Annotated in this window: 20 protein-coding genes; 9 read left to right on the top strand and 11 right to left on the bottom strand. The window is 74.4% G+C overall.

Features of this window, described 5'->3' with window-relative positions:
• Positions 1-130: 130 nt before the first annotated feature.
• From BJZ21_RS03070 to npdG, 4 genes are all read right to left on the bottom strand, one after another.
• Positions 131-847 carry a dihydrofolate reductase family protein gene (locus BJZ21_RS03070; RefSeq protein WP_179662413.1) on the bottom strand — a complete coding sequence of 239 codons (717 nt, stop codon included), beginning with the start codon at positions 845-847 and terminating at the stop codon, positions 131-133.
• The gene (locus tag BJZ21_RS03065; RefSeq protein ID WP_179662412.1) at positions 835-1,458 is read right to left on the bottom strand and encodes a class III extradiol ring-cleavage dioxygenase family protein; all 624 of its coding nucleotides are present in this window, start codon (positions 1,456-1,458) and stop codon (positions 835-837) included. Before BJZ21_RS03065 ends, BJZ21_RS03070 begins: the two co-directional genes overlap by 13 nt.
• Positions 1,455-2,318: a dihydropteroate synthase gene (folP, locus tag BJZ21_RS03060; protein ID WP_343051926.1), complete on the bottom strand. Its 864-nt coding sequence runs from the start codon at positions 2,316-2,318 to the stop codon at positions 1,455-1,457. The genes BJZ21_RS03065 and folP overlap by 4 nt, the downstream gene beginning before the upstream one ends.
• A gap of 76 nt (positions 2,319-2,394) precedes the next feature.
• Positions 2,395-3,105: an NADPH-dependent F420 reductase gene (gene npdG / locus BJZ21_RS03055; RefSeq protein WP_179662411.1), complete on the bottom strand. Its 711-nt coding sequence runs from the start codon at positions 3,103-3,105 to the stop codon at positions 2,395-2,397.
• A 135-nt stretch (positions 3,106-3,240) separates the two neighbouring features.
• On the opposite strand from npdG, the gene BJZ21_RS03050 reads away from it, so the two are divergent.
• Positions 3,241-3,738, top strand: a complete 498-nt coding sequence (locus BJZ21_RS03050) for a TY-Chap domain-containing protein (protein WP_179662410.1) — start codon at positions 3,241-3,243, stop codon at positions 3,736-3,738.
• On the opposite strand, the gene BJZ21_RS03045 is transcribed toward BJZ21_RS03050, so the two are convergent.
• From BJZ21_RS03045 to BJZ21_RS03020, 6 genes are all read right to left on the bottom strand, one after another.
• Entirely contained in the window at positions 3,732-4,403 is a 672-nt protein-coding gene (locus BJZ21_RS03045) for a hypothetical protein (RefSeq protein WP_179662409.1), read from the bottom strand. The genes BJZ21_RS03050 and BJZ21_RS03045 overlap by 7 nt on opposite strands.
• Positions 4,403-4,873 (bottom strand): hypothetical protein, encoded by a 471-nt coding sequence (locus BJZ21_RS03040; protein ID WP_179662408.1) that lies wholly within the window; start codon positions 4,871-4,873, stop codon positions 4,403-4,405. Before BJZ21_RS03040 ends, BJZ21_RS03045 begins: the two co-directional genes overlap by 1 nt.
• Positions 4,866-5,231, bottom strand: a complete 366-nt coding sequence (locus BJZ21_RS03035; RefSeq protein WP_179662407.1) for a hypothetical protein — start codon at positions 5,229-5,231, stop codon at positions 4,866-4,868. The genes BJZ21_RS03040 and BJZ21_RS03035 overlap by 8 nt, the downstream gene beginning before the upstream one ends.
• A gap of 12 nt (positions 5,232-5,243) precedes the next feature.
• Entirely contained in the window at positions 5,244-6,443 is a 1,200-nt protein-coding gene (locus tag BJZ21_RS03030; protein ID WP_179662406.1) for a hypothetical protein, read from the bottom strand.
• The gene (locus BJZ21_RS03025) at positions 6,440-6,754 is read right to left on the bottom strand and encodes a hypothetical protein (protein WP_179662405.1); all 315 of its coding nucleotides are present in this window, start codon (positions 6,752-6,754) and stop codon (positions 6,440-6,442) included. The genes BJZ21_RS03030 and BJZ21_RS03025 overlap by 4 nt, the downstream gene beginning before the upstream one ends.
• 70 nt (positions 6,755-6,824) lie before the next feature.
• Positions 6,825-7,667, bottom strand: a complete 843-nt coding sequence (locus tag BJZ21_RS03020) for an N-acetylmuramoyl-L-alanine amidase family protein (protein WP_343051925.1) — start codon at positions 7,665-7,667, stop codon at positions 6,825-6,827.
• A 146-nt stretch (positions 7,668-7,813) separates the two neighbouring features.
• On the opposite strand from BJZ21_RS03020, the gene galE reads away from it, so the two are divergent.
• A complete protein-coding gene (gene galE, locus BJZ21_RS03015) occupies positions 7,814-8,791 on the top strand; it encodes a UDP-glucose 4-epimerase GalE (RefSeq protein WP_179662404.1) in 978 nt (325 codons plus the stop codon).
• A gap of 218 nt (positions 8,792-9,009) precedes the next feature.
• Here the strand turns inward: galE and BJZ21_RS03010 are convergent, their stop codons facing one another.
• On the bottom strand, positions 9,010-9,483 hold the full coding sequence (locus tag BJZ21_RS03010) for a MarR family transcriptional regulator (RefSeq protein ID WP_179662403.1): 474 nt from the start codon (positions 9,481-9,483) through the stop codon (positions 9,010-9,012).
• A 198-nt stretch (positions 9,484-9,681) separates the two neighbouring features.
• Here BJZ21_RS03010 and BJZ21_RS03005 point away from each other — a divergent pair, with 198 nt between their 5' ends.
• The 7 genes from BJZ21_RS03005 to BJZ21_RS02975 all read left to right on the top strand — a co-directional run bounded on the left by BJZ21_RS03005 (position 9,682) and on the right by BJZ21_RS02975 (position 19,502).
• Entirely contained in the window at positions 9,682-11,460 is a 1,779-nt protein-coding gene (locus BJZ21_RS03005; protein ID WP_179662402.1) for a glycoside hydrolase family 15 protein, read from the top strand.
• Between the two features lie 58 nt (positions 11,461-11,518).
• Entirely contained in the window at positions 11,519-12,529 is a 1,011-nt protein-coding gene (locus BJZ21_RS03000) for an SDR family oxidoreductase (protein ID WP_179662401.1), read from the top strand.
• Positions 12,526-12,879, top strand: a complete 354-nt coding sequence (locus BJZ21_RS02995; protein ID WP_179662400.1) for a hypothetical protein — start codon at positions 12,526-12,528, stop codon at positions 12,877-12,879. Before BJZ21_RS03000 ends, BJZ21_RS02995 begins: the two co-directional genes overlap by 4 nt.
• Positions 12,876-13,940 (top strand): alcohol dehydrogenase catalytic domain-containing protein, encoded by a 1,065-nt coding sequence (locus BJZ21_RS02990; RefSeq protein WP_179662399.1) that lies wholly within the window; start codon positions 12,876-12,878, stop codon positions 13,938-13,940. Before BJZ21_RS02995 ends, BJZ21_RS02990 begins: the two co-directional genes overlap by 4 nt.
• A 346-nt stretch (positions 13,941-14,286) precedes the next feature.
• On the top strand, positions 14,287-14,784 hold the full coding sequence (locus BJZ21_RS02985) for a hypothetical protein (RefSeq protein WP_179662398.1): 498 nt from the start codon (positions 14,287-14,289) through the stop codon (positions 14,782-14,784).
• 150 nt (positions 14,785-14,934) lie between these two features.
• Positions 14,935-16,356 carry a sugar porter family MFS transporter gene (locus BJZ21_RS02980; RefSeq protein WP_218851255.1) on the top strand — a complete coding sequence of 474 codons (1,422 nt, stop codon included), beginning with the start codon at positions 14,935-14,937 and terminating at the stop codon, positions 16,354-16,356.
• Between the two features lie 119 nt (positions 16,357-16,475).
• Positions 16,476-19,502 carry an FAD-binding and (Fe-S)-binding domain-containing protein gene (locus tag BJZ21_RS02975; protein WP_343051924.1) on the top strand — a complete coding sequence of 1,009 codons (3,027 nt, stop codon included), beginning with the start codon at positions 16,476-16,478 and terminating at the stop codon, positions 19,500-19,502.
• Positions 19,503-19,507 lie beyond the last annotated feature (5 nt).

Below are 19,507 nucleotides of genomic sequence, written 5' to 3'. Positions count from 1 at the left end.
ACGCCGGCGGCGGGCCCAACTCAACCCAGCGCGGGGCCCAACTCAACCCGGCGCGGGGCCCAACTCACGCCGGCGGGTGGCCCAACTCAACCCGGTGCCGGGCCCAACTCAACCCGGTGCGGGGCCCAACTCAACGATGGGGGTGGTGCAGGAACCAGCGGGCGAGGAGGGTGCCGTCCTGTTCGAGGAGCGTGTGCAGCTCGAGCGGTACGTCGACGGGCGGGCCGTCGGTGATCCGGGGGTGCTCGCCGGCGACCAGGTGCGGCACGGTGGTGCAGCAGATCTCGTCGGCGACCCCCTCGGCGACCAGGTCGCGCAGCAGGTGCGGGCCGCCCTCGCAGAGGATCCGGCCCCAGCCCCGGTCGACCAGCCGGTCGCGCAGCAGCGGCAGGTCGACCCGGTGCGAGCCGAGCACCAGCACCTGCTCCTCCCCCAGCAGCGCCCGCGTCTCGTCGAGGTGCTCGGCCTGCTCGCAGGTCGCCATCAGCACCCGGCCGGGCTCGGCGCCGCGCAGCCGCGGCGGCACCGCGCCGCCGCGGCTGACCAGCACCAGCGGCAGGTCCAGCGCCGTGTAGCCCTCCGCGCGGGCGGTGCCGGCGCCGACCACGACCACGTCGGCCTGCCGGCGCAGCAGGTCGAAGACCCGGTGGTCGGGCTCGTTGTTGATCGCGCCGGTCAGCCCGCCCTCGCCGGTGGCGGAGCCGTCGACGGTGCTCACCATGTTGACCCGGACCCACGGGGTCCGCGGCGCGGCGTACAGCTCGGCGAGCCGCTCGTCGTCCACCTCGCCGGCACCCACGCCCACGCCCGTGCCAGCTTCCGGCGCCGCTCCGATCAGGACCCGCATGTCCACCTCATCACCCAGTACTGCACGCCGAAGGGGTCGTCGGCGAGGTCCACCTCGGCCGGCCCGGCGCCGGCGAGCAGCCCGCCGAGCGCGCGGAACGTCCGCGCCCCGGTGACCCACAGCTCGGCGGCGAGCCGCTGGTCCAGGTCAGCCAGCGCGGCGGGGTCGGGAGCGCTCAGCGCGGCGCCGAGCCGCGCGTCGAACCCGGTCGCCCGGTCGTCGACGTAGCCGGGCGAGCCCTCGCGCCGCCGCGCGCTCCCCGAGGCCAGCGCGAGGACCGCGTCGGTCTCCGGCAGCTCGCCGGGCAGCTCGGCGGACCGCGCAGTCGACAGCTCGGCGGGCAGCGCGCACTCGCGCACCTCCCCGGTGAAGCCGTACGCCGCCAGCAGCGACCGACCCACCCGCAGCCCGGCCGGGTCGACCACCCCCCGCGCCCGGTCGGCCTCGCCGACGTCGTCGGTCAGCAGCAGCACCGACCCGGCGCCCGCGACCGCCCACGCGACCGCCCGCCGGACCGCGGCCCGCAGCTCGGCGACCGGGTCGACCAGCGACACCCGCTCGGGCAGCAGCGCGGGCGCCCCCGGCACCAGCACCACCCGCCGGCCGGTCACGCCAGCCCCCGGATCGCCCGCGCCGGCGGCCGGCGGCCGGCGATCGACCAGGCCATGTCCACCACCTGCCGGGTCTCGCGCACGTTGTGCACCCGGTAGATCCGCGCCCCGGCCATCGCGCAGACCGCGGTCGCGGCGAGGGTGCCGAGCAGCCGCTCGCCGGGGGGCAGGTCGAGGGTCTCGCCGACGAAGTCCTTGTTGGACAGCGAGACCAGTACCGGCCAGCCGGTGGCGACCATCTCGCCGAGGCGGCGGGTGACCTCGAGGGAGTCGAAGGTGGACTTGCCGAAGTCGTGGGCCGGGTCGATCACGAGGCTCTCCCGGGCGACCCCCGCCGCCAGCGCACGGGCCGCGAGCGCGGTGGTGCGGTCGATGCAGTCGCGCACGACGTCGTCGTACTCGATCCGGTAGGGGTCGGTCCGCGGCGCCAACCCGCCGGTGTGGGTGCAGATCAGCGCGGCGTCGTACTCCCCGGCGACCTCGGCGAGCGCCGGGTCGTGCCCGCCCCACGCGTCGTTGAGCACGTCGGCGCCCTCCGCGCAGACCGCCCGGCCGACCGAGGCCCGCCAGGTGTCGACGCTGATCACGAGCTCGGGGTAGGCCGCCCGCACCCGCCCGACGAAGCCCGCCACCCGGCGGATCTCCTCGGCGGCGTCGACGTCGGGCCCGTAGCCGGCCCGCACCCCGCCGATGTCGACGAGGTCCGCGCCCTCCTCGACCACCTGGGCGACCCGGTCGTACGCCGCGTCCTCGGCCCAGGTCGCGCCCCGGTCGTAGAACGAGTCGGGGGTCCGGTTCACGATCGCCATCACCAGCGGCACGTCGTCGCCGAACGTGCGCGAGCGCAGCCTGAGCACCACCGCTCAGCCCCGCGGCTCGGCCGAGCGCGGGCTCGACGCCGGGTGGGCGGGGTGGATCTCGGTCATGGCCGGCCCCTCAGACGTCGGTGATGCGCAGCCCGGAGTGGGCCTTGTAGCGGCGGTTGATGCTGATCAGGTTGGCCGTGAACGCCTCGACCTGGTGGGCGTTGCGCAGCCGGCCGCCGTACACCCCACGCACCCCCGGGATCGTGCCCGCGAGGTCGCGCACCAGGTCGGTGGCCTCGCGGACGTCGCCGAGCACGAGCACGTCGGTGTCGACACTCTCGACCTCGGGGTCGTCGAGCAGCACGGCGCTGACGTTGTGGAAGGCGCCGACGACGGTGGCGTCGGGGAGCAGTACGGCGGCCTGCTGGGCGGCCGACCCCTCGGCCACCGGCAGCGCGTAGACCCCCTGCTTGTCGAAGCCCAGCGGGTTGACGCAGTCGACGACGACCTTGCCGGCGAGCCGGTCGGCGAGCCCCTCGAGCAGCTCGGCGTGCCCCTCCCACGGGACCGCGACCACCACGATGTCGCCGGCCGCGGCGGCGCCGGCGTTGTCCTGGCCGCTCACCGGACCCCCCGTCGGCCCGCCCGTCGCCCCGCCCACTGCCTGGGACAGCTCGGCCGCGGTCTGCTCGGCGCGCTCGGCGCTGCGGCTGCCGATCACCACCGGCAGCCCGGCCGCGGCGAACCGCCGGGCCAGCCCGCGGCCCTGCGGACCGGTGCCGCCGAGCACCGCGATCGTGCGTCCGGCGAGGGAGTCGGCCAGGGGCGGGGACTGGGTCATCGGGGCTCCTCGGGCGTCGACTGGGGCGGCGGTCACAGGCTAGTGGGGCCCGGGTAACCCGCCTCGGCCCGGACCGCGCCGCGCCGCTTGCGACGGGTGGGCCGGGTGGGTCGCAAGGGCGGCTACGGTCGCCCCATGGAGGAGACCTACGGCGACACCACGTGCGAGCAGGTCGAGAAGCACCTGGCGCGGACGCTGGCCGACCTGGGCGTGAACGAGTTCGTGATCGTCGGCGAGCCGCAGCCGCCCGCCCCGCCGCGCACCGGCCTGCTGCGCCGTCGGCCGGCGCCGCCGCCGAGCCGCTACGTGCAGTTCCGGCGCGACGACGAGACCGCGTGGTACGGCGAGTGCGTCGGCGCGACCCGGTTCGGGGGCGACTGGGAGGTGCCGGAGGAGGTCCACGACCGGCTCCGGAGCCTCGGCTGGCTCGCGCCGGGCGACCCCGACCCGACCGGCACGCAGCCGTCGTACCCGCACTACTGGCAGTGCGTGACCACCGACCCGGACCGGCCCTCCGGCCACGAGCCCGGGACCGACCCCGCGACCGAGCTCGCGCGGCTCGGCGCCGCCGCACTGGACCTGCTCGGCGTCGACCCCTGGTCGTTGACCTGGCGGCGCGAGCTGAACTACTGACCCGGGCCCGACGCAGGGGCGGCGTCCAGCTCGGCGTCGGTCGGCAGCAGCGTCGACAGCACCCGGTAGCCGAACGTGTTCGAGACCCGCCCCAACCGCCCCGAGGCGTCGGCGAGATGCAGGCCGTGGGCGCCGTCGACCGCGTGCAGCAGCCGCTCCCCGCCCGGCCAGGTCGCGCGCAGCCGCCACGCGAAGTCGGCCCCGAGCCCGTCCAGCGCCGCCCGCCGAGCGGACTCCTCGGCCGCCACCAGGTCGTCGTGCCAGGCCCCGGCCAGCGGCTCGCCGACGTCGCGGCGCGGCCGGATCCGGGTGAGGCGCACCAGCCCCGCGGTCAGGAACGCCGGCGGCATCGACAGCAGCCGCCACTCCCCCTCCTGGCCGCCCTCCTGACCCCCGCCCTCCGCATGCACCCCGGCCAGCAGGACCGCGAGCTCCGGGCCCACCCAGCCGCGGTGCGCCAGCCGCACGGACCCACCGGCGACCACCAGCTCCAGCGCCACCAGCGGGTCACCCAGCAGCGCCAGCTCGGCGTCCAGCCGGCCGCTCGCCAGCGCCACGGTCGCCTCCGGGGCCGCCGGCTCGCCCCGGGCCGCCCCGAGCAGCGCGGCCACGCCGGCGGCGTCCAGGCGGGCGGCGCCACCGGCCGGATCGGTCTCGAGCAGCATCACGCCCCCTCCCCGGCCGGCCGCCAGGACGCGGCCACCCCGGCGAGCGAGTCGGCGAGCTCGTCGTACCGCCAGGTCTCGACGGTCGCGGTCAGCGTGTGCCCGACCCCGTCCACGAGCACGAACCACTGCTCCATGGTCAGCGCCTCGCCCGCGGGCCCGGCGTGGTGCGCGAGCCGGCGACCGGCGGGGTGGCCGTCGAGCTCGAGCCGCTCGAGGTCGACGAGCAGGTAGTCCGGCAGCGTCCGCGGCAGCAGCTCGTCGGTGCCGGCCTGCCAGTCGCGGAACCCCAGGCCGCCGGTCGGCTGCTCGGTCACCACGACGTTGCTGCGGAACCGTCCCGACGCGGGCTCGAGCGCCGCGAAGGTGACCTCGATGGGGAGGTCCGGGGTGCCCGCGGGGACCGGTTCGAGGTACGCCGGGAGTCGCAGCCCGGGACCGTCCCCGGCGGGATCGCGGGGGTCAGCCACGGCGGGCCGCCCGTCCCGAGACGTGCCGCTGCTGCGAGCGGAACCACCGGGGCTTGGCCCAGCGCGGGATCGGCAGCGGCAGCACCATGTAGCCGAACGCGACCAGCAGCGCGATCACCAGCGGGAACGAGATCCACAGCTTGGTGCCGTCCGCGCCGGCGGTGGGCCCGACCAGGGCGGCGGCGATCAGCACCACCGCGAGCATCGGCCGGATCACCAGCACGCTGCGGACCTTCAGCTCGCCCTGGATGTCGTCGCTCCAGGCCCGCGCCGCGCGCGAGCGGCCGAGGTGCTGCCAGGTGTTCCAGACCGCCAGGACCACCCCGGCGAGCAGCACCAGCACGTGCGTGAGATCCATGCCCGGACCCTCTCAGTCCCAGAAGGTGAGCGCGTCACCGACGTCGGAGGCGACGTCCCCGACGGCCGAGCCGGCGTCGCCGAGGAAGTCCGCGGTCGCGTCGACCACGTCGGTCGCGCCGTCCATGGCCCAGTCGCCGAGCTCGCTGCCGGCGAAGGCGCCCACCGCGCCGCCGATCACGCCGCCCACCACGCCGCCGACGACGGTGCCGACGCCGGGACAGATCGCGGTGCCGATCGCGCCACCCGCCCAGGCGCCGGCCTCGCCGCCGGCCCACGCGGCGGCGCCGGTGCTCACGCCCTTGGTGACCGCGCGGGTGCCGCGGTCCAGGTCGGACAGCGAGGGGTCGTCGGCGTCGGACTGCCACTGGTCCCAGCCCGCGGTGAGCGCGGTGACCGCGCCACCGGCGTACCCGCCGAACTTGCCTGCCTTCGCCCACGCGCCGCGCTCGGCGGCCATCCCCGGGCGGGCGTGGAAGCTGCTGCCGCGCCGGCCCGCGTCGAGCCGCTGCCAGAAGCTCAGCCCGCGGGGGCTGCCGAACCGGCCGCCGGTGCGCGGCTGGAACACGCCGTACCGGCCGTTGACCAGGATCGAGGCCGTGGCGCCGAAGGCCAGGCCGCCCAGGCCGAAGGCGTAGCCGCCGAGGTCGACGCCGTCGGCGAAGTCCGGCGGCAGGAAGCCCAGCCGCTGCATCAGGTCCGCCAGCCAGCCGTCGCCGGTGGAGGCGGTGATCCCGTCGGCGAGGTTCTGGTGGGCCTCGCGCTCCTTGGCGCGGGCGCCGTCGACGATCTCGACCGCCTCGTTCCACGCCGCGGCGCGGCGGTTGAACGCGTCGACCTCGCCCTGGCTGGTCGCGTCGGGCGGTGCCGGCCGGGTGATCTGCGTGCCGGCGACGCTCACGCCGCCGGCGGCGGCGACCTGCCGGGCGTGCGCCAGCCGGCTCTGCACCACGGTCAGCTCGCCCGCGAAGTCGGTGAGCGCGTGCTCCAGCGTCTGCACCCGGGTGCCGAGCTCGTGCAGGTCGCGGGCGGTGTCGGAGGCCTGGCCCTCGAACGCCGCCCCGGCCAGGCCGTGCCAGCTGCCGGCCAGCGAGCGGGCGCGGTCCACCTCCGAGCCGGCCTCCTGCAGGGCGGTGCGGACCGTCCCGCACTGGCCCGCGGCCCGGGTGCAGGACGCGGGGTCGCCGTACGCCTCGGTGTCGAGCACGCTCACGGCGCCGTCGTCCCCGGGTACGCCGGCCCGCCCGGCCGCAGCGCGTCGGAGACCGCCCCGTCGGTCGCGGTGAAGTCGGCGTTCGCGGTGCCGACGTTGGTGCTGAGCGTGCCGAGGTGCTGGGCCAGCCCGGCCACGGCGCTGCTCAGCGCGGCCAGCGCGTTCCCGACCTCGCCCGAGGAGACCCCGGCGTCCGGCGCGGTGTCCAGGTCGTGGGCGTGGCCGAAGAGCGTCCGGCCGGCGTCGTCCAGCGTCGTGCGGATCTGCTCGAGGTCGTCGGCGTGCACCTCGAGGCCTGGAGGCGTGCTCACGGGCCACACGCTACCCAGCCGCCACCCCCTCCAATCCAGGAACGGCGTGGGTTGAGTGGACGACGTCGGTTCAGTGCAGGAAGTGCCGCGCGCCGGAGGCGAGCGCCCGGGCGTAGGCCGCCCGGCCGCGGGCGCTGGTCATCCGGCCGGCGTCGCGCCGGTTGCGCATGTTGCCGAGCTCGACCATCACGGTCGGCTCGTCGGCGAGGTTGAGCGTGGCGAGGTCGCCGCGGAAGTCCAGCCCGTCGCCGCCGGCGATGTAGTTGGCGACCGGCACCCCGGCGTGCCGCAGCGCCGCGCGGGTGGCCAGCGCGAGCCGGCGCGAGGAGCGGTAGATGTCGTGGGTCCACGGCCGGCGGTCGGTGGGGGCGATGACGTGGAAGCCGTGCGCGCCCGCGGCGTAGTTGCCGTCGCCGTGGATGCTGATCTTCAGGTCGGCGCCGGCCTTGTTGCCGGCCCGGCCGCGCCGGTCGACGCACGGGCCCCAGCGGTCCTGCCGGTTGCTGTGCCGGGTCATCCGGACGGTGGCGCCGAGGTGCTGGAGCCGCGTCCGCAGCCGCTTCGCGACCTGCCAGGCGAACGTCGCCTCCGGGTAGCCGCCGTCGGTCGAGGTGCCGGTGGTGTTGCACGGCTTGCGGAACCCGCCCGCGGGCACCTGCCGGTTGATCTTGCGCGGGTAGTTGTGGTTGCCGAGCTGGTGCCCCGGGTCGACCACGATCGTGCGGCCGGCCAGCGGCCCCTCGGCGAGCGCGGTGCGATCCAGCGAGCGCGAGAGGGTGGCCGTGCGGTGGGTCGGCCCCGCGGAGAGGTCGACGTCGGCGACCGAGACGTGCTGGGACCACGCGACCTCGCCGACCACGCCCGCGACCAGCAGGACGAGGGCGAGCAGGGCAGTGGGGATCTTCCAGGTCACAACCGGGCGAGTGTAGGTCCGCGACCGGGGTCGATGCACGTCGCCGTACGGGCGGGTCCTCGACCGTTCGCGGGCCACTACGCTCGGGGTTCCGCACCCCCGAGCGTCCGAGACGCCCGAGAAGACCCGAGACAGAGGAGTACGACGTGGCCTGGTTGGTGACCGGAGGAGCCGGCTACATCGGCGCCCACGTGGTGCGAGCGCTGCAGAAGGCCGACCTGGCGCCGGTGGTGATCGACGACCTGTCCTCGGGGATCGCGGCGTTCGTGCCCGAGGGGGTGCCGTTCGTCCGCGCGAACCTGCTCGACCGCGCCGCGGTCGGCGCCGCCCTCGACGAGCACGACGTGGCGGGCGTCATCCACATCGCCGGCTTCAAGTACGCCGGGGTCTCGGTCACCCGCCCGCTGCACACCTACGCCCAGAACGTCTCCGCGATGGTGGTGCTGCTGGAGGAGCTGGCCGCGCGCGGGATCGACAAGGTGGTGTTCTCCTCCAGCGCGGCCACCTACGGCACGCCCGACGTCGACCTGGTCACCGAGGACACCGGGCTGCACCCGGAGTCGCCGTACGGCGAGACGAAGCTGATCGGCGAGTGGCTGCTGCGGGACGCGGAGGTGGCGCACGGGCTGCGGCACACCTCGCTGCGCTACTTCAACGTCGTCGGCTCCGGCTCGACCGACCTGTTCGACGCGAGCCCGCACAACCTGTTCCCGCTGGTCTTCGACATGCTCTACCGGGGCGCGACGCCGCGGATCAACGGCGAGGACTACCCCACGCCGGACGGCACTTGCGTGCGCGACTACATCCATGTCGCCGACCTCGCGCTCGCGCACGTCGCCGCCGCGCGACGGCTGGCGGCCGGCGAGCCGCTCGAGCGGGTCTACAACCTGGGCAGCGGCGACGGGCACTCGGTCCGCCAGATCATGGACACGATCCGCGAGGTCACCGGCATCGACTTCACCCCCGAGGTGCACGAGCGCCGCCCCGGCGACCCGGCCCGGATCGTGGCCAGCGGCGAGCTCGCCGCCCGCGACCTGGACTGGCGGATGCGCCACGACCTGCGCGAGATGGTCGCCAGCGCGTGGGCGGCCCGGCAGCAGGCCGGCGACACCTACCCGCGCTGAGCGGGTTTGCCGGCGAGGTCCATCGGGCACCGTGGGTTCATGTTCGCCCTGATCGCGCCGGCGCTGGTCGCCTTCGCCGCCCTGAACCCGTTCGACTCCGAGGACGGCGACGAGGCGCTCGACGCCTGACCCGGCTCGGCGCGGGCCGGGGGTGTCAACGAGCGCCGACTCGGCGTACCTGCGGCGTCAACGAGCGCCGACTCGGCGTGCCTCGTGGGTCACCAGACGTTGGTGACCCAGTCCTGGTCCGCGCGCTCGCTGGCCGCCTCGGCGAAGGACTCCAGGGCCGCGAGCACCGCCGACCGCTCGTCGACCGGCATCTCCTCGATCAGCCGGGCGATCTCCTGGCGACGGGCGTCGGAGACGGCGTCGACGACCCGCCGGCCGGCCTCGGTGAGCGCGACCTGCACCACCCGGCCGTCCTCGGTGGAGCGCTGGCGGGCGAGCAGGCCGAGCTTCTGCAGCCGGTCGCAGTGCCGGGTGGCGTTGGAGGGGTTGATCCGCAGCTCCGCGGCGATGTCCCCGATCTGCTGGCGCCCGTGGGAGGCCAGCAGCACCAGCACCCGGTGCTGGGCGAGGGTGATCTCCACCGGGGCGGCGGCGAGGGACTGCACCGCCAGGCCGACGAACACCCGGCTCGCGGTCAGGTACGCCTCGGCCAGCTCGTCGGTGGAGCGGGAGGTCCGGGTCACCGACGGATCCTCTACCGGCGGTCCCACGCGGGTCAAACGGCCGCGCCAGCCGGCCCGCAATTGCTCGAGCAGATTCCGGGCCGTTTGTCGAATCTGTGCGCTGAAGCATAGATCCGCGCCGTTCCGGGTATGTCTACGACAACAGACCGCCACAGGAGGGAGGCCGACTATGCAGACACGCGCCGAGGACGGGACGCCATGACGAGGACGATCGGAGCGCCGGTGCCGCTGCGGCAGTACGCGGTGCTCGCCGACGGCGAACGCGGGGCGCTGATCGGGCCGCGCGGCGACGTGGCGTTCCTGTGCGCCCCCCAGTGGCACGACGACGCGGTGTTCTCCTCGCTGTTCGGTGGCGCGGGCGGCTACGCGGTGACCCCGCGCGCGGACCGGTTCGTCTGGGGCGGCTCCTACGACCAGGACACGCTGATCTGGCGCAGCCGCTGGGTCGCCACCGACGCGGTGATCGAGTGCCGCGAGGCACTGGCCTTCCCGGGCGAGCGGGACCGCGTGGTGCTGCTGCGCCGGGTCGAGGCGACCCTCGGTGACGCCCACGTGCGCATCGAGCTGGACTGCCGGGCCGGGTTCGGCACGCACCCGATGACGGTGCGTCGCAGCGCGGACGGCGTGTGGGAGGGCCACACCGGCGACCTGCGCTACCGCTGGTCCGGCGCCCCCGGGCACGCCCGGCTGCAGGACGGCCACCTCACCCTCGACCTCGACGTCGCCGAGGGCGGCCACCACGACCTGGTGCTGGAGATCAGCCGCGAGCCGCTGCCGGCCCAGCCGCCGCACGCCCCCGACGCCTGGGCGCGCACCGAGCGGGCCTGGGAGGAGACGGTCCCCGACCTGTCGGCCTCGGTCGCGCCCGGCGAGTCCCACCACTCGTACGCCGTGCTGCGCGGGCTGACCGCCAGCAGCGGCGCGATGGTCGCCGCGGCCACGACCGCGCTGCCCGAGCGGGCCGACCAGGGCCGCAACTACGACTACCGCTACGCGTGGATCCGCGACCAGTGCTTCGCCGGACAGGCCGCCGCGGCCGTGGGCGGGCACGACCTGCTCGACTCCGCGACCCGGTTCGTCTCCGCGCGGGTGCTCGCCGACGGCGCGCAGCTGAGGCCGGCGTACACCGTGGACGGCGACCCCGTGCCCGACGAGCGGCGGGTGCCGCTGCCCGGCTACCCGGGCGCGCCGGTGCGGGTGGGCAACCGCGCCAACAAGCAGTTCCAGCTCGACGCGTTCGGCGAGAGCCTGCTGCTGCTCAGCGCCGCCGACCGGGCCGGCCGGCTGGACGGCGACGGCACCAAGGCCATCGAGGTGCTCGTCGGCGCGATCGAGCAGCGCCGCGGCGACGCCGACGCCGGCATCTGGGAGCTGGACGACCGGCGCTGGGCGCACTCCCGGCTGATCTGCGCCGCCGGGCTGCGCGCGGCCGCCGAACAACGCGGTGGCGCCCGGGCCCAGGACTGGCAGGCGCTGGCCGACCAGCTGGTGGCCTCGGTCGACCGGGACTGCCTGAACTCCGACGGCTACTGGCAGCGCTCCCCCCACGATCCCGAGGTGGACGCCTCGCTGCTGCTGCCCGGGATCCGCGGCGCGGTGCCGGCGCAGGACCCGCGGAACCTGCGCACGGTCGAGGAGATCGTGGACCGGCTCACCGACGACGGCTTCGTCTACCGGTTCCGTCAGGACCCCGACCGGCCGCTGCACGAGTGCGAGGGCGCGTTCCTGCTGTGCGGGTTCCACCTCTCGCTCGCCGCGCTCGTCCAGGGCGACGTGGCCGCCGCGCTGCGGTGGTTCGAGCGCAACCGGGGGGCGCTCGGCCCGCCCGGGCTCTTCACCGAGGAGTACGACGTGATCCAGCGCCAGCTGCGCGGCAACCTGCCGCAGGCGTTCGTGCACGCCTCGCTCCTCGAGGCCGCGCAGCGCCTCGGCGAGGCCGGAGTGAGCTCGCGAGGGTTCCAGGCCCGCGGACGCTGAGCCGGGCCGGACCGACACCAGACGACAGACCATGAACCAGACAGCAGGAGGACCAGGCATGAGCAGCAAACGAGTGGTCGTAGTGACCGGCGCCAGCGGAGGAATCGGTCGTGCGGCGGCCCGGATGTTCGCCCAGCGGGGTGACTCCGTGGCGCTGCTGGCCCGCGGCACCACCGGCCTCGACGGCGTGACGGCCGAGGTCGAGAAGGCGGGCGCCCGGGCGCTGCCGATCAGCGTGGACACCTCCGACCACCAGGCGGTGGAGAAGGCCGCCCAGCAGATCGAGGACGAGCTCGGCCCGATCGACGTGTGGGTGAACGTCGCGTTCACCTCGGTGTTCTCGCCGTTCATGGACATCGAGCCCGAGGAGTTCGAGCGGGTCACCGAGGTGACCTACCTGGGCTTCGTCAACTGCACCCGGGCCGCGCTGAAGCGGATGCAGCAGCGCGACCGGGGCGCGATCGTGCAGGTCGGCTCGGCGCTGGGTCGCCGGGGCATCCCGCTGCAGTCGGCGTACTGCGGCGCGAAGCACGCGCTGCAGGGCTTCCACGAGTCGCTGCGCACCGAGCTGATGCACGACCACAGCAACGTCAAGGTGACGCTGGTGCAGATGCCGGCGGTGAACACCCCGCAGTTCAGCTGGGTGCTCTCGCGGCTGCCGCACCAGGCGCAGCCGGTGCCGCCGATCTACCAGCCGGAGGTGGCCGCACGGGCGATCGTGCACGCCGCGGACCACCCGAACCGCCGGGAGTACTGGGTCGGCGCCTCCACCGTCGGCACGATCCTCGGCAACCACTTCGCGGGCGGGCTGCTGGACCGCTACCTCGCGAAGACCGGCTACTCCTCCCAGCAGACCTCGGAGCCGAAGCCGAAGGACCAGCCGGCCAACCTGTGGGAGCCGGCCGACGGGCCCGACGGCCACGACTTCGGCGCGCACGGCCAGTTCGACTCCAAGGCCCACGCCCGGTCCCCGCAGCTGTGGTGCTCCCAGCACCACGGCACGCTCGGGGTGGCGGCCGCGGCCGTGACCGCGGGTGCGGTCGCCTGGGCTGCTCGGCGGGCCGCATGAGGGGCCCGGACGTCGCCCGGCTGGTCCTCGGCGGGCTCTGCCTGACCCGGCCCGGGCTGCCGCTCCGGCTCACCGGCGCCACTAACGGCAAGGGCACCCGGGCCGTCGTACGGATCCTCGGCGCGAGGTACCTCGTGCAGGGGGCCGGCGGACCCTGGCTGCACCGCAGGTGGGTGCCGGAGGCCGACGCGGCGGTGGACGCGATCCACGCCGCCTCGATGCTCGGGCTGGCCGCGGTCGCGCCCGGCCACCGGCGGGCGGCGCTGGTCAGCGCCGCGCTGGCCAGCGGGTTCGCGGTGGCCGACCTGACGCACCCCGAGTCCGGCACCAACGACCGGCACGCCTCGTGAGAGCCCTCACCGTCCAGCCGGGCAGCAAAGGCTCGGCCCGGGTCGAGGACGTCCCCGACCCGCAGGCCGGCGCCGGCGAGCTGCTGGTGCAGGGCCTGGCGCTCGGGGTCTGCGGCACCGACAAGGAGATCGTGCGCGGTGAGTACGGCTGGTCGCCGTCCGGCCGCGACCGGCTGGTGCTCGGCCACGAGTCGCTCGGACGGGTGCTGCAGGCGCCCGAGGGCAGCGGGTTCTCCGCCGGCGACCTGGTCGCCGGCGTGGTCCGCCGCCCGGACCCGGAGCCGTGCGGCGCCTGCGCCCACGGCGAGTGGGACATGTGCCGCAACGGCCGCTACACCGAGCGCGGCATCAAGGAGATCGACGGGTTCGGCAGCGAGCAGTGGACGGTGCCGACCGAGTACGCCGTCCGCGTCGCCGAGCACCTCGGCCTGGCCGGCGTGCTCACCGAGCCGACCAGCGTGGTGGCCAAGGCGTGGGAGCAGGTGGAGCGGGTCGGCTCGCGCGCCTGGTTCGACCCCGAGACGGTGCTGGTCACCGGCGCCGGCCCGATCGGGCTGCTCGCCGCGATGATCGGCGTGCAGAAGGGCCTCGACGTGCACGTGCTGGACCGGGTCACCGACGGTCCCAAGCCCGGACTGGTCGAGTCGCTCGGCGCGACGTACCACCACGAGCCGCTCGACAAGGCCCTCGAGGCGCTCACCCCCGACGTGGTGATCGAGGGCACGGGCGTACCGGACCTGGTCTTCGACGCGATCGGCGGCACCGGCCGCTACGGCATCGTCTGCCTGACCGGCGTCTCCCCCACCGGCCGGTCGCTGTCGGTCGACGGCGGCGGGCTGAGCCGGGAGATCGTGCTCGAGAACGATGCGGTCGTAGGCTCGGTCAACGCCAACCTGCGCCACTACCAGGCCGCCGCCGACGCGCTCGCCGCCGCCGACACCGACTGGCTGCGTCGGCTGATCACCACCCAGATCCCCCTCGCCGACGCCCCGGCCGCCTTCGAGCAGCCCGGGTCGCAGGAGGTGAAGGTCGTCGTCACGCTGACCGACGACCTGCCCTGAGCCGCCCGCCGTGCCCCCCGGTGTGCTGGTCTGCCCGGGTGTCAACGAGAGCCGAGTCGGCGCTCGTTGACACCCGGGAGTACGCCGAGTCGGCGCTCGTTGACACCCGGGCGTACGCCGGGGCGGGGGCCGAACGACCCGGGACCCTCAGCCCTACCGCGGGCCGCCGCCCGAGCCGACGCTGGACTCGTCCCGTCGAGCAGGAGGCGGCGCCATGGCGCGCACCCACACCCATCCCCTCATCCGGGGCCGGCACCGGAAGACCGACCCGGCCCCCGACACAGCGGCACCCGCAGCGACAGCCCCAGCCGCGCCGGCTGCCCCGGCCGCGCCGGCCGCGCCGGCAGTGCCGCAGCCGACCGCTCAGCCGACCGCCCAGCCGACCGTGCCGGCCACCCGGCCCACCGCGGAGCTGTTCCACTACGACGACCGGGCCCGGCTCGCGTCGTACCGCCGGACCGCGCCGCGCCCACCCACGGCCCCGGCCGGCGCCTGGCTGGCGCTCGTGGTGTCGCTGACGGTGATGTACGCCGAGTGGGCGTTCTTCCCCCAGGACCTCCAGGGACAGTCCGACGCCAACTGGGCGCTGGGCTTCATGATGATCTCCCTCGCCGGCGCACTGCGGATCCTGGTCGGCAACCCGGGACGGCACCTGGTCGCGGTGGCCGCGATCCTGGTCGCGGGCGTCGGGTTCCTGCTCCGTGCCTTCCTGTTCACCGCCGACCCGACCTGGGTGCTGGTCTACGAGGGGCTCTGCGGGGCGCTGCTGCTGCTCGGCGGCCTGATGTCGCTGGCCGCCCCCACCCTGGAGGCCGCCCCACCCCCGCCCGAGCGCTGGGACTGACCCCGGGCGCCGGCACTGACCCCGAGCGCTGAGCTCGGCCCCCACCCCACCCCCGCACAAATCTGTGCGCCAGCGCATGTACCTCGAGACCTCGGGTACCACCCCCGCAATTCATCGAGCACGTCGATGCGTCAGCGAGGGGAGACGGCCGTGCCGGCAGAGGGGAAGAACCAGGACACCAGCGCCACGTCGTTCGTGGGCGGGATGCGCGAGAGCGGCAACGGGCTGCTGGTCCGCGTCAGCGTGATCGCCGCGATCGGCGGGCTGCTGTTCGGCTACGACACCGGCGTCATCTCCGGGGCGCTGCTGTTCATCAAGGACGACCTGCACGCGGGCACCCTGGAGCAGCAGGCGATCGTCTCGGTGCTGCTGATCGGCGCGATGATCGGCGCGATCGCCTCGGGCTACCTCGCCGACCGGATCAGCCGCCGGTGGACCAAGGTGCTCTCCGGGGTCGTGTACGTCGTGGGCGCGCTCGGCTGCGCGTTCTCGGTGAACGCCGAGATGCTGATCGCGTTCCGGTTCGTGCTCGGCCTCTCGGTCGGTACGGCGTCGTTCGTGGCGCCGCTCTACATCTCCGAGGTCGCGCCGCCGAAGGTCCGCGGCGGCCTGGTCTCGTTCAACCAGCTCGCGGTCACCTCCGGGATCCTGATCGCCTACGTCGTGGACTTCCTGTTCAAGGACGTCACCGACAACTGGCGCTGGATGCTCGGCCTCGCCGCGATGCCCGGCGCGGTGCTGGCGGTCGGGATGCTGACCGTCCCGCACACCCCGCGCTGGCTGGTCAGCGACGGCCAGCGCGACCGCGCCCGCGACACCCTGGAGAAGCTGCGGGCCGGCGACGAGGACGCCGACATCGACCAGGAGCTCGAGGACATCGAGGAGGCTAACCGCCGCGAGGGCGACACCAAGGTCCGCGAGCTGCTCAAGCCCCGGATCCGGCCGCTGCTGCTGGTCGGGCTGGCGCTGGCGGTCTTCCAGCAGTTCGTCGGCGTCAACACCGTCATCTACTACGCGCCGACGATCCTGGCCGACACCGGGCTGACCAACTCCTCCTCGATCACCCAGACGGTCTTCGTGGGCGTGACCAACGTGGTGTTCACGGTCGTCGCGGTGCTGCTGCTCGACAAGGTTGGGCGCCGCAAGCTGCTGTTGACCGGGGTCGCGGGCCTGACGGTCGCGCTCGCGGTGCTCACGGCGTACTTCTGGTCCAGCACCCTGCAGCAGCACGCCCCCTACCTCGCGCTCGGCGGCCTGCTGCTCTACATCGCGGCGTTCGCGGTCGGCCTGGGCCCGGTGTTCTGGCTGATGATCGCCGAGATCTTCCCGATCGGCGTCCGCTCCGCGGCGATGTCGGTCTCCACCGTCGCCAACTGGGGCGCGAACTTCCTGGTCGCCGCGACCTTCCTGACCCTCTCCGGCGCGATCACCCGCCAGGGCACGTTCCTGCTGTACGCCGGGATCGCGGTCGTGGCCTTCCTGGTCTTCGCGGCCCGGGTGCCCGAGACCAAGGGCCGCTCGCTGGAGGAGATCCAGGCCGAGGTCGCCGACGACAGCCCCGCGCACCACTGACAACTAGACCGAATGACCGCTGACCGGTCATCGGTGCCCGAAAATCTGTGCGTCGACGCATACATGCTCCAGCGCACGGGTACCGGTCCGATCACGCGACCAGAGAGAGGGAGGGTGACGTGTCGATCGCCAGCGACCAGCGGGGCCGGGACCACCAGGGCCAGAATCAGAACCAGGACCAGGATCAGGACGACCGCCTGCAGCGGGCCGAGCAGCTGCTGAAGGAGCGCGTCGACGGCGAGGTGGCCTTCGACGCCGGCACCCGCGCGGCGTACTCCACCGACGCCTCGAACTTCCGCCAGGTCCCCCTCGGCGTGGTCACGCCCCGGACCACGGACGCGGCCGCCGAGGCGGTCCGGGTCTGCCACGAGCTCGGCCTGCCGCTGGTCAGCCGGGGCGGCGGCACCAGCCTGGCCGGCCAGTGCTGCAACGAGGCGATCGTCATCGACTTCACCCAGCACTGCCACCGGCTGCTCGAGGTCGACACCGAGAACCGGACCGCCTGGGTCGAGCCCGGCATCGTGCTCGACGAGCTCAACCGCCAGCTCGCCGACACCGGGCTGCGCTACGGCCCGGAGCCCTCGACCCACCCGAACTGCACGATCGGCGGGATGATCGGCAACAACTCCTGCGGCGCCACCGCGCAGCGCACCGGCAAGGTCGTCGACAACCTGGTCGCGCTCGACGTGATGCTCCACGACGGCACCCGGTTCACCGCCCGGAAGCTGGACGACGACCAGTACGCCGCGGTCGCGACCCAGGGCGGCCGGGTCGCCGAGCTGCACCGAGAGCTCCGGAGGCTCCGCGACGACCACGGCGACCTGATCCGCGAGCGCTACCCCGACATCCCGCGCCGGGTCTCGGGCTACAACCTGGACTCGCTGCTGCCCGAGTTCGGCTTCGACATCCCCGGCTTCCTGGTCGGCAGCGAGGCCACCCTGGTCACGGTGCTGCGTGCCCAGCTGACCCTGGTGCCGGTGGTCAAGGCCAAGACGCTGATCGTGCTGGGCTACCCCGACATCGCGACCGCCGCCGACGCGGTGCCGGCGATCGTCGAGCACCAGCCGGTCACGCTGGAGGGCGTGGACCACTACCTGGTCCACGACCAGCAGCTCAAGGGCATGAACGGCGAGGCGCTCGACGAGCTGCCCGAGGGCACCGGCTTCCTGCTGGTGCAGTTCGGCGGGGAGGACACCGAGGAGTCCGACCGCTACGCCCGGGAGTGCATCAAGGACCTCGAGCAGCAGGGCAAGGCCCCCGACGTCGCGTTCTACGACGACCCGGACAAGGAGCACGAGCTCTGGATGGTCCGCGAGTCCGGGCTGGGCGCCACCGCGCACGTGCCGCACCGGCCCGACACCTTCGAGGGCTGGGAGGACTCCGCGGTCCCGATCGACCGGCTCGGCGACTACCTGCGCGACGTGCGCAAGCTCTTCGAGGAGTTCGGCTACGCCAGCGACACCGGCCCCTCCCTCTACGGCCACTTCGGGCAGGGCTGCGTGCACACCCGGATCCCGTTCGACCTGACCTCCGCCGAGGGCGTCGCGACCTACCGCCGGTTCATGGAGTCCGCCGCCGACCTGTGCGTGGCGTACGGCGGGTCGCTGTCCGGCGAGCACGGCGACGGGCAGAGCCGCGGCGAGCTGCTGCCGAAGATGTTCGGCGAGGAGGTCGTCGACCTGTTCGGGCAGGTCAAGGCGCTCTTCGACCCCCGCGACCTGATGAACCCCGGCAAGGTGATCCGGCCCAAGAACGACACCCCGCCGTACGGGCTCGACGAGAACCTGCGCCTCGGCGGGCACTGGGCGCCCCGGCAGCCGCTGCCGCTGTTCTTCGACTACCCCGAGGACGACCACTCCTTCACCAACGCCGCGAACCGGTGCGTGGGCGTCGGCAAGTGCCGCCAGCTCACCCACGACGGCGGGTCGGTGATGTGCCCGTCCTACCAGGCGACCGGCGAGGAGCAGAACGCCACCCGCGGCCGCGCCCGGCTGCTGTTCGAGATGCTCGACGGGCACGGCGACGGGCCGATCAAGGACGGCTGGCGCTCCGAGGAGGTCAAGGAGGCGCTCGACCTGTGCCTGGCCTGCAAGGGCTGCAAGTCCGACTGCCCGGCCAATGTCGACATGGCGACCTACAAGGCGGAGTTCCTCGCCCACCACTTCGCCGGCCGGCTGCGGCCGCGCGCGGACTACGCGACCGGCTACCTGCCGATCGCGGCCCGGGCGATCGAGAAGGCCCGGCTGGCCCCGGCGGTCAACCGGGCCGCGTCGATCACCCCGCTGCGCAAGCTCGCCTCGAAGGCGGCCGGACTGGAGGACCGCGACCCGCCGGAGTTCGCGGCCAAGTCGCTGCAGCGCTGGTGGCAGGAGCGCACCGACAGGCCCGCGCCGGGCAAGCGGGGCCGGGTGCTGCTGTGGCCGGACACCTTCACCAACTACTTCCACCCGCACGTCGGGCAGGCCGCGGTCACGGTGCTCGAGGACGCCGGCTGGGAGGTCGACATCCCGACCGAGCCGCTGTGCTGCGGGCTGACCTGGATCTCCACCGGCCAGCTGAAGACCGCGAAGAAGCAGCTGCGCAAGACCGTGGCCGCGCTCGCGCCGCACGTCCGCGACGGCGGGTTCGTGGTCGGGCTCGAGCCGAGCTGCACGACGGTGTTCCGCTCCGACGCCCCCGACCTGCTGGGCGACGACGACCCCGACGTACGCCGGCTCCGCGACCACACCGTGACCTTCGCCGAGCTGCTGACCCAGCACACCGACGGGTGGGAGCCGCCCCGCCTCGACCCGGAGCAGGAGCGCAAGGCGGTCGCGCAGGTGCACTGCCACCAGCACGCGGTGCTCGGCTGGGACGCCGACACCCAGCTGCTGGAGAAGGCCGGCGTGGACTGCACCCGGCTGGAGTCCGGCTGCTGCGGCCTGGCCGGCAACTTCGGCTTCACCGCCGGCCACGGCGAGGTCTCCGAGGCCTGCGCCGAGCAGGTGCTGCTGCCCGCGTTGCGGGAGGCCGACGACGACACGCTGGTGCTCGCCGACGGGTTCTCCTGCCGCACCCAGATCCACCAGCTCGACTCCGGGGGCAAGGAGGGCCGGCACCTCGCCGAGGTGCTCGCCGAGGCCGTCCGCGGCCGGGCCCGGTCCTGATCACT

The organism is Nocardioides panaciterrulae, from assembly GCF_013409645.1.
Taxonomy (GTDB): Bacteria; Actinomycetota; Actinomycetes; order Propionibacteriales; family Nocardioidaceae; genus Nocardioides; species Nocardioides panaciterrulae.
This window is presented reverse-complemented; position numbering and strand designations above follow the sequence as displayed.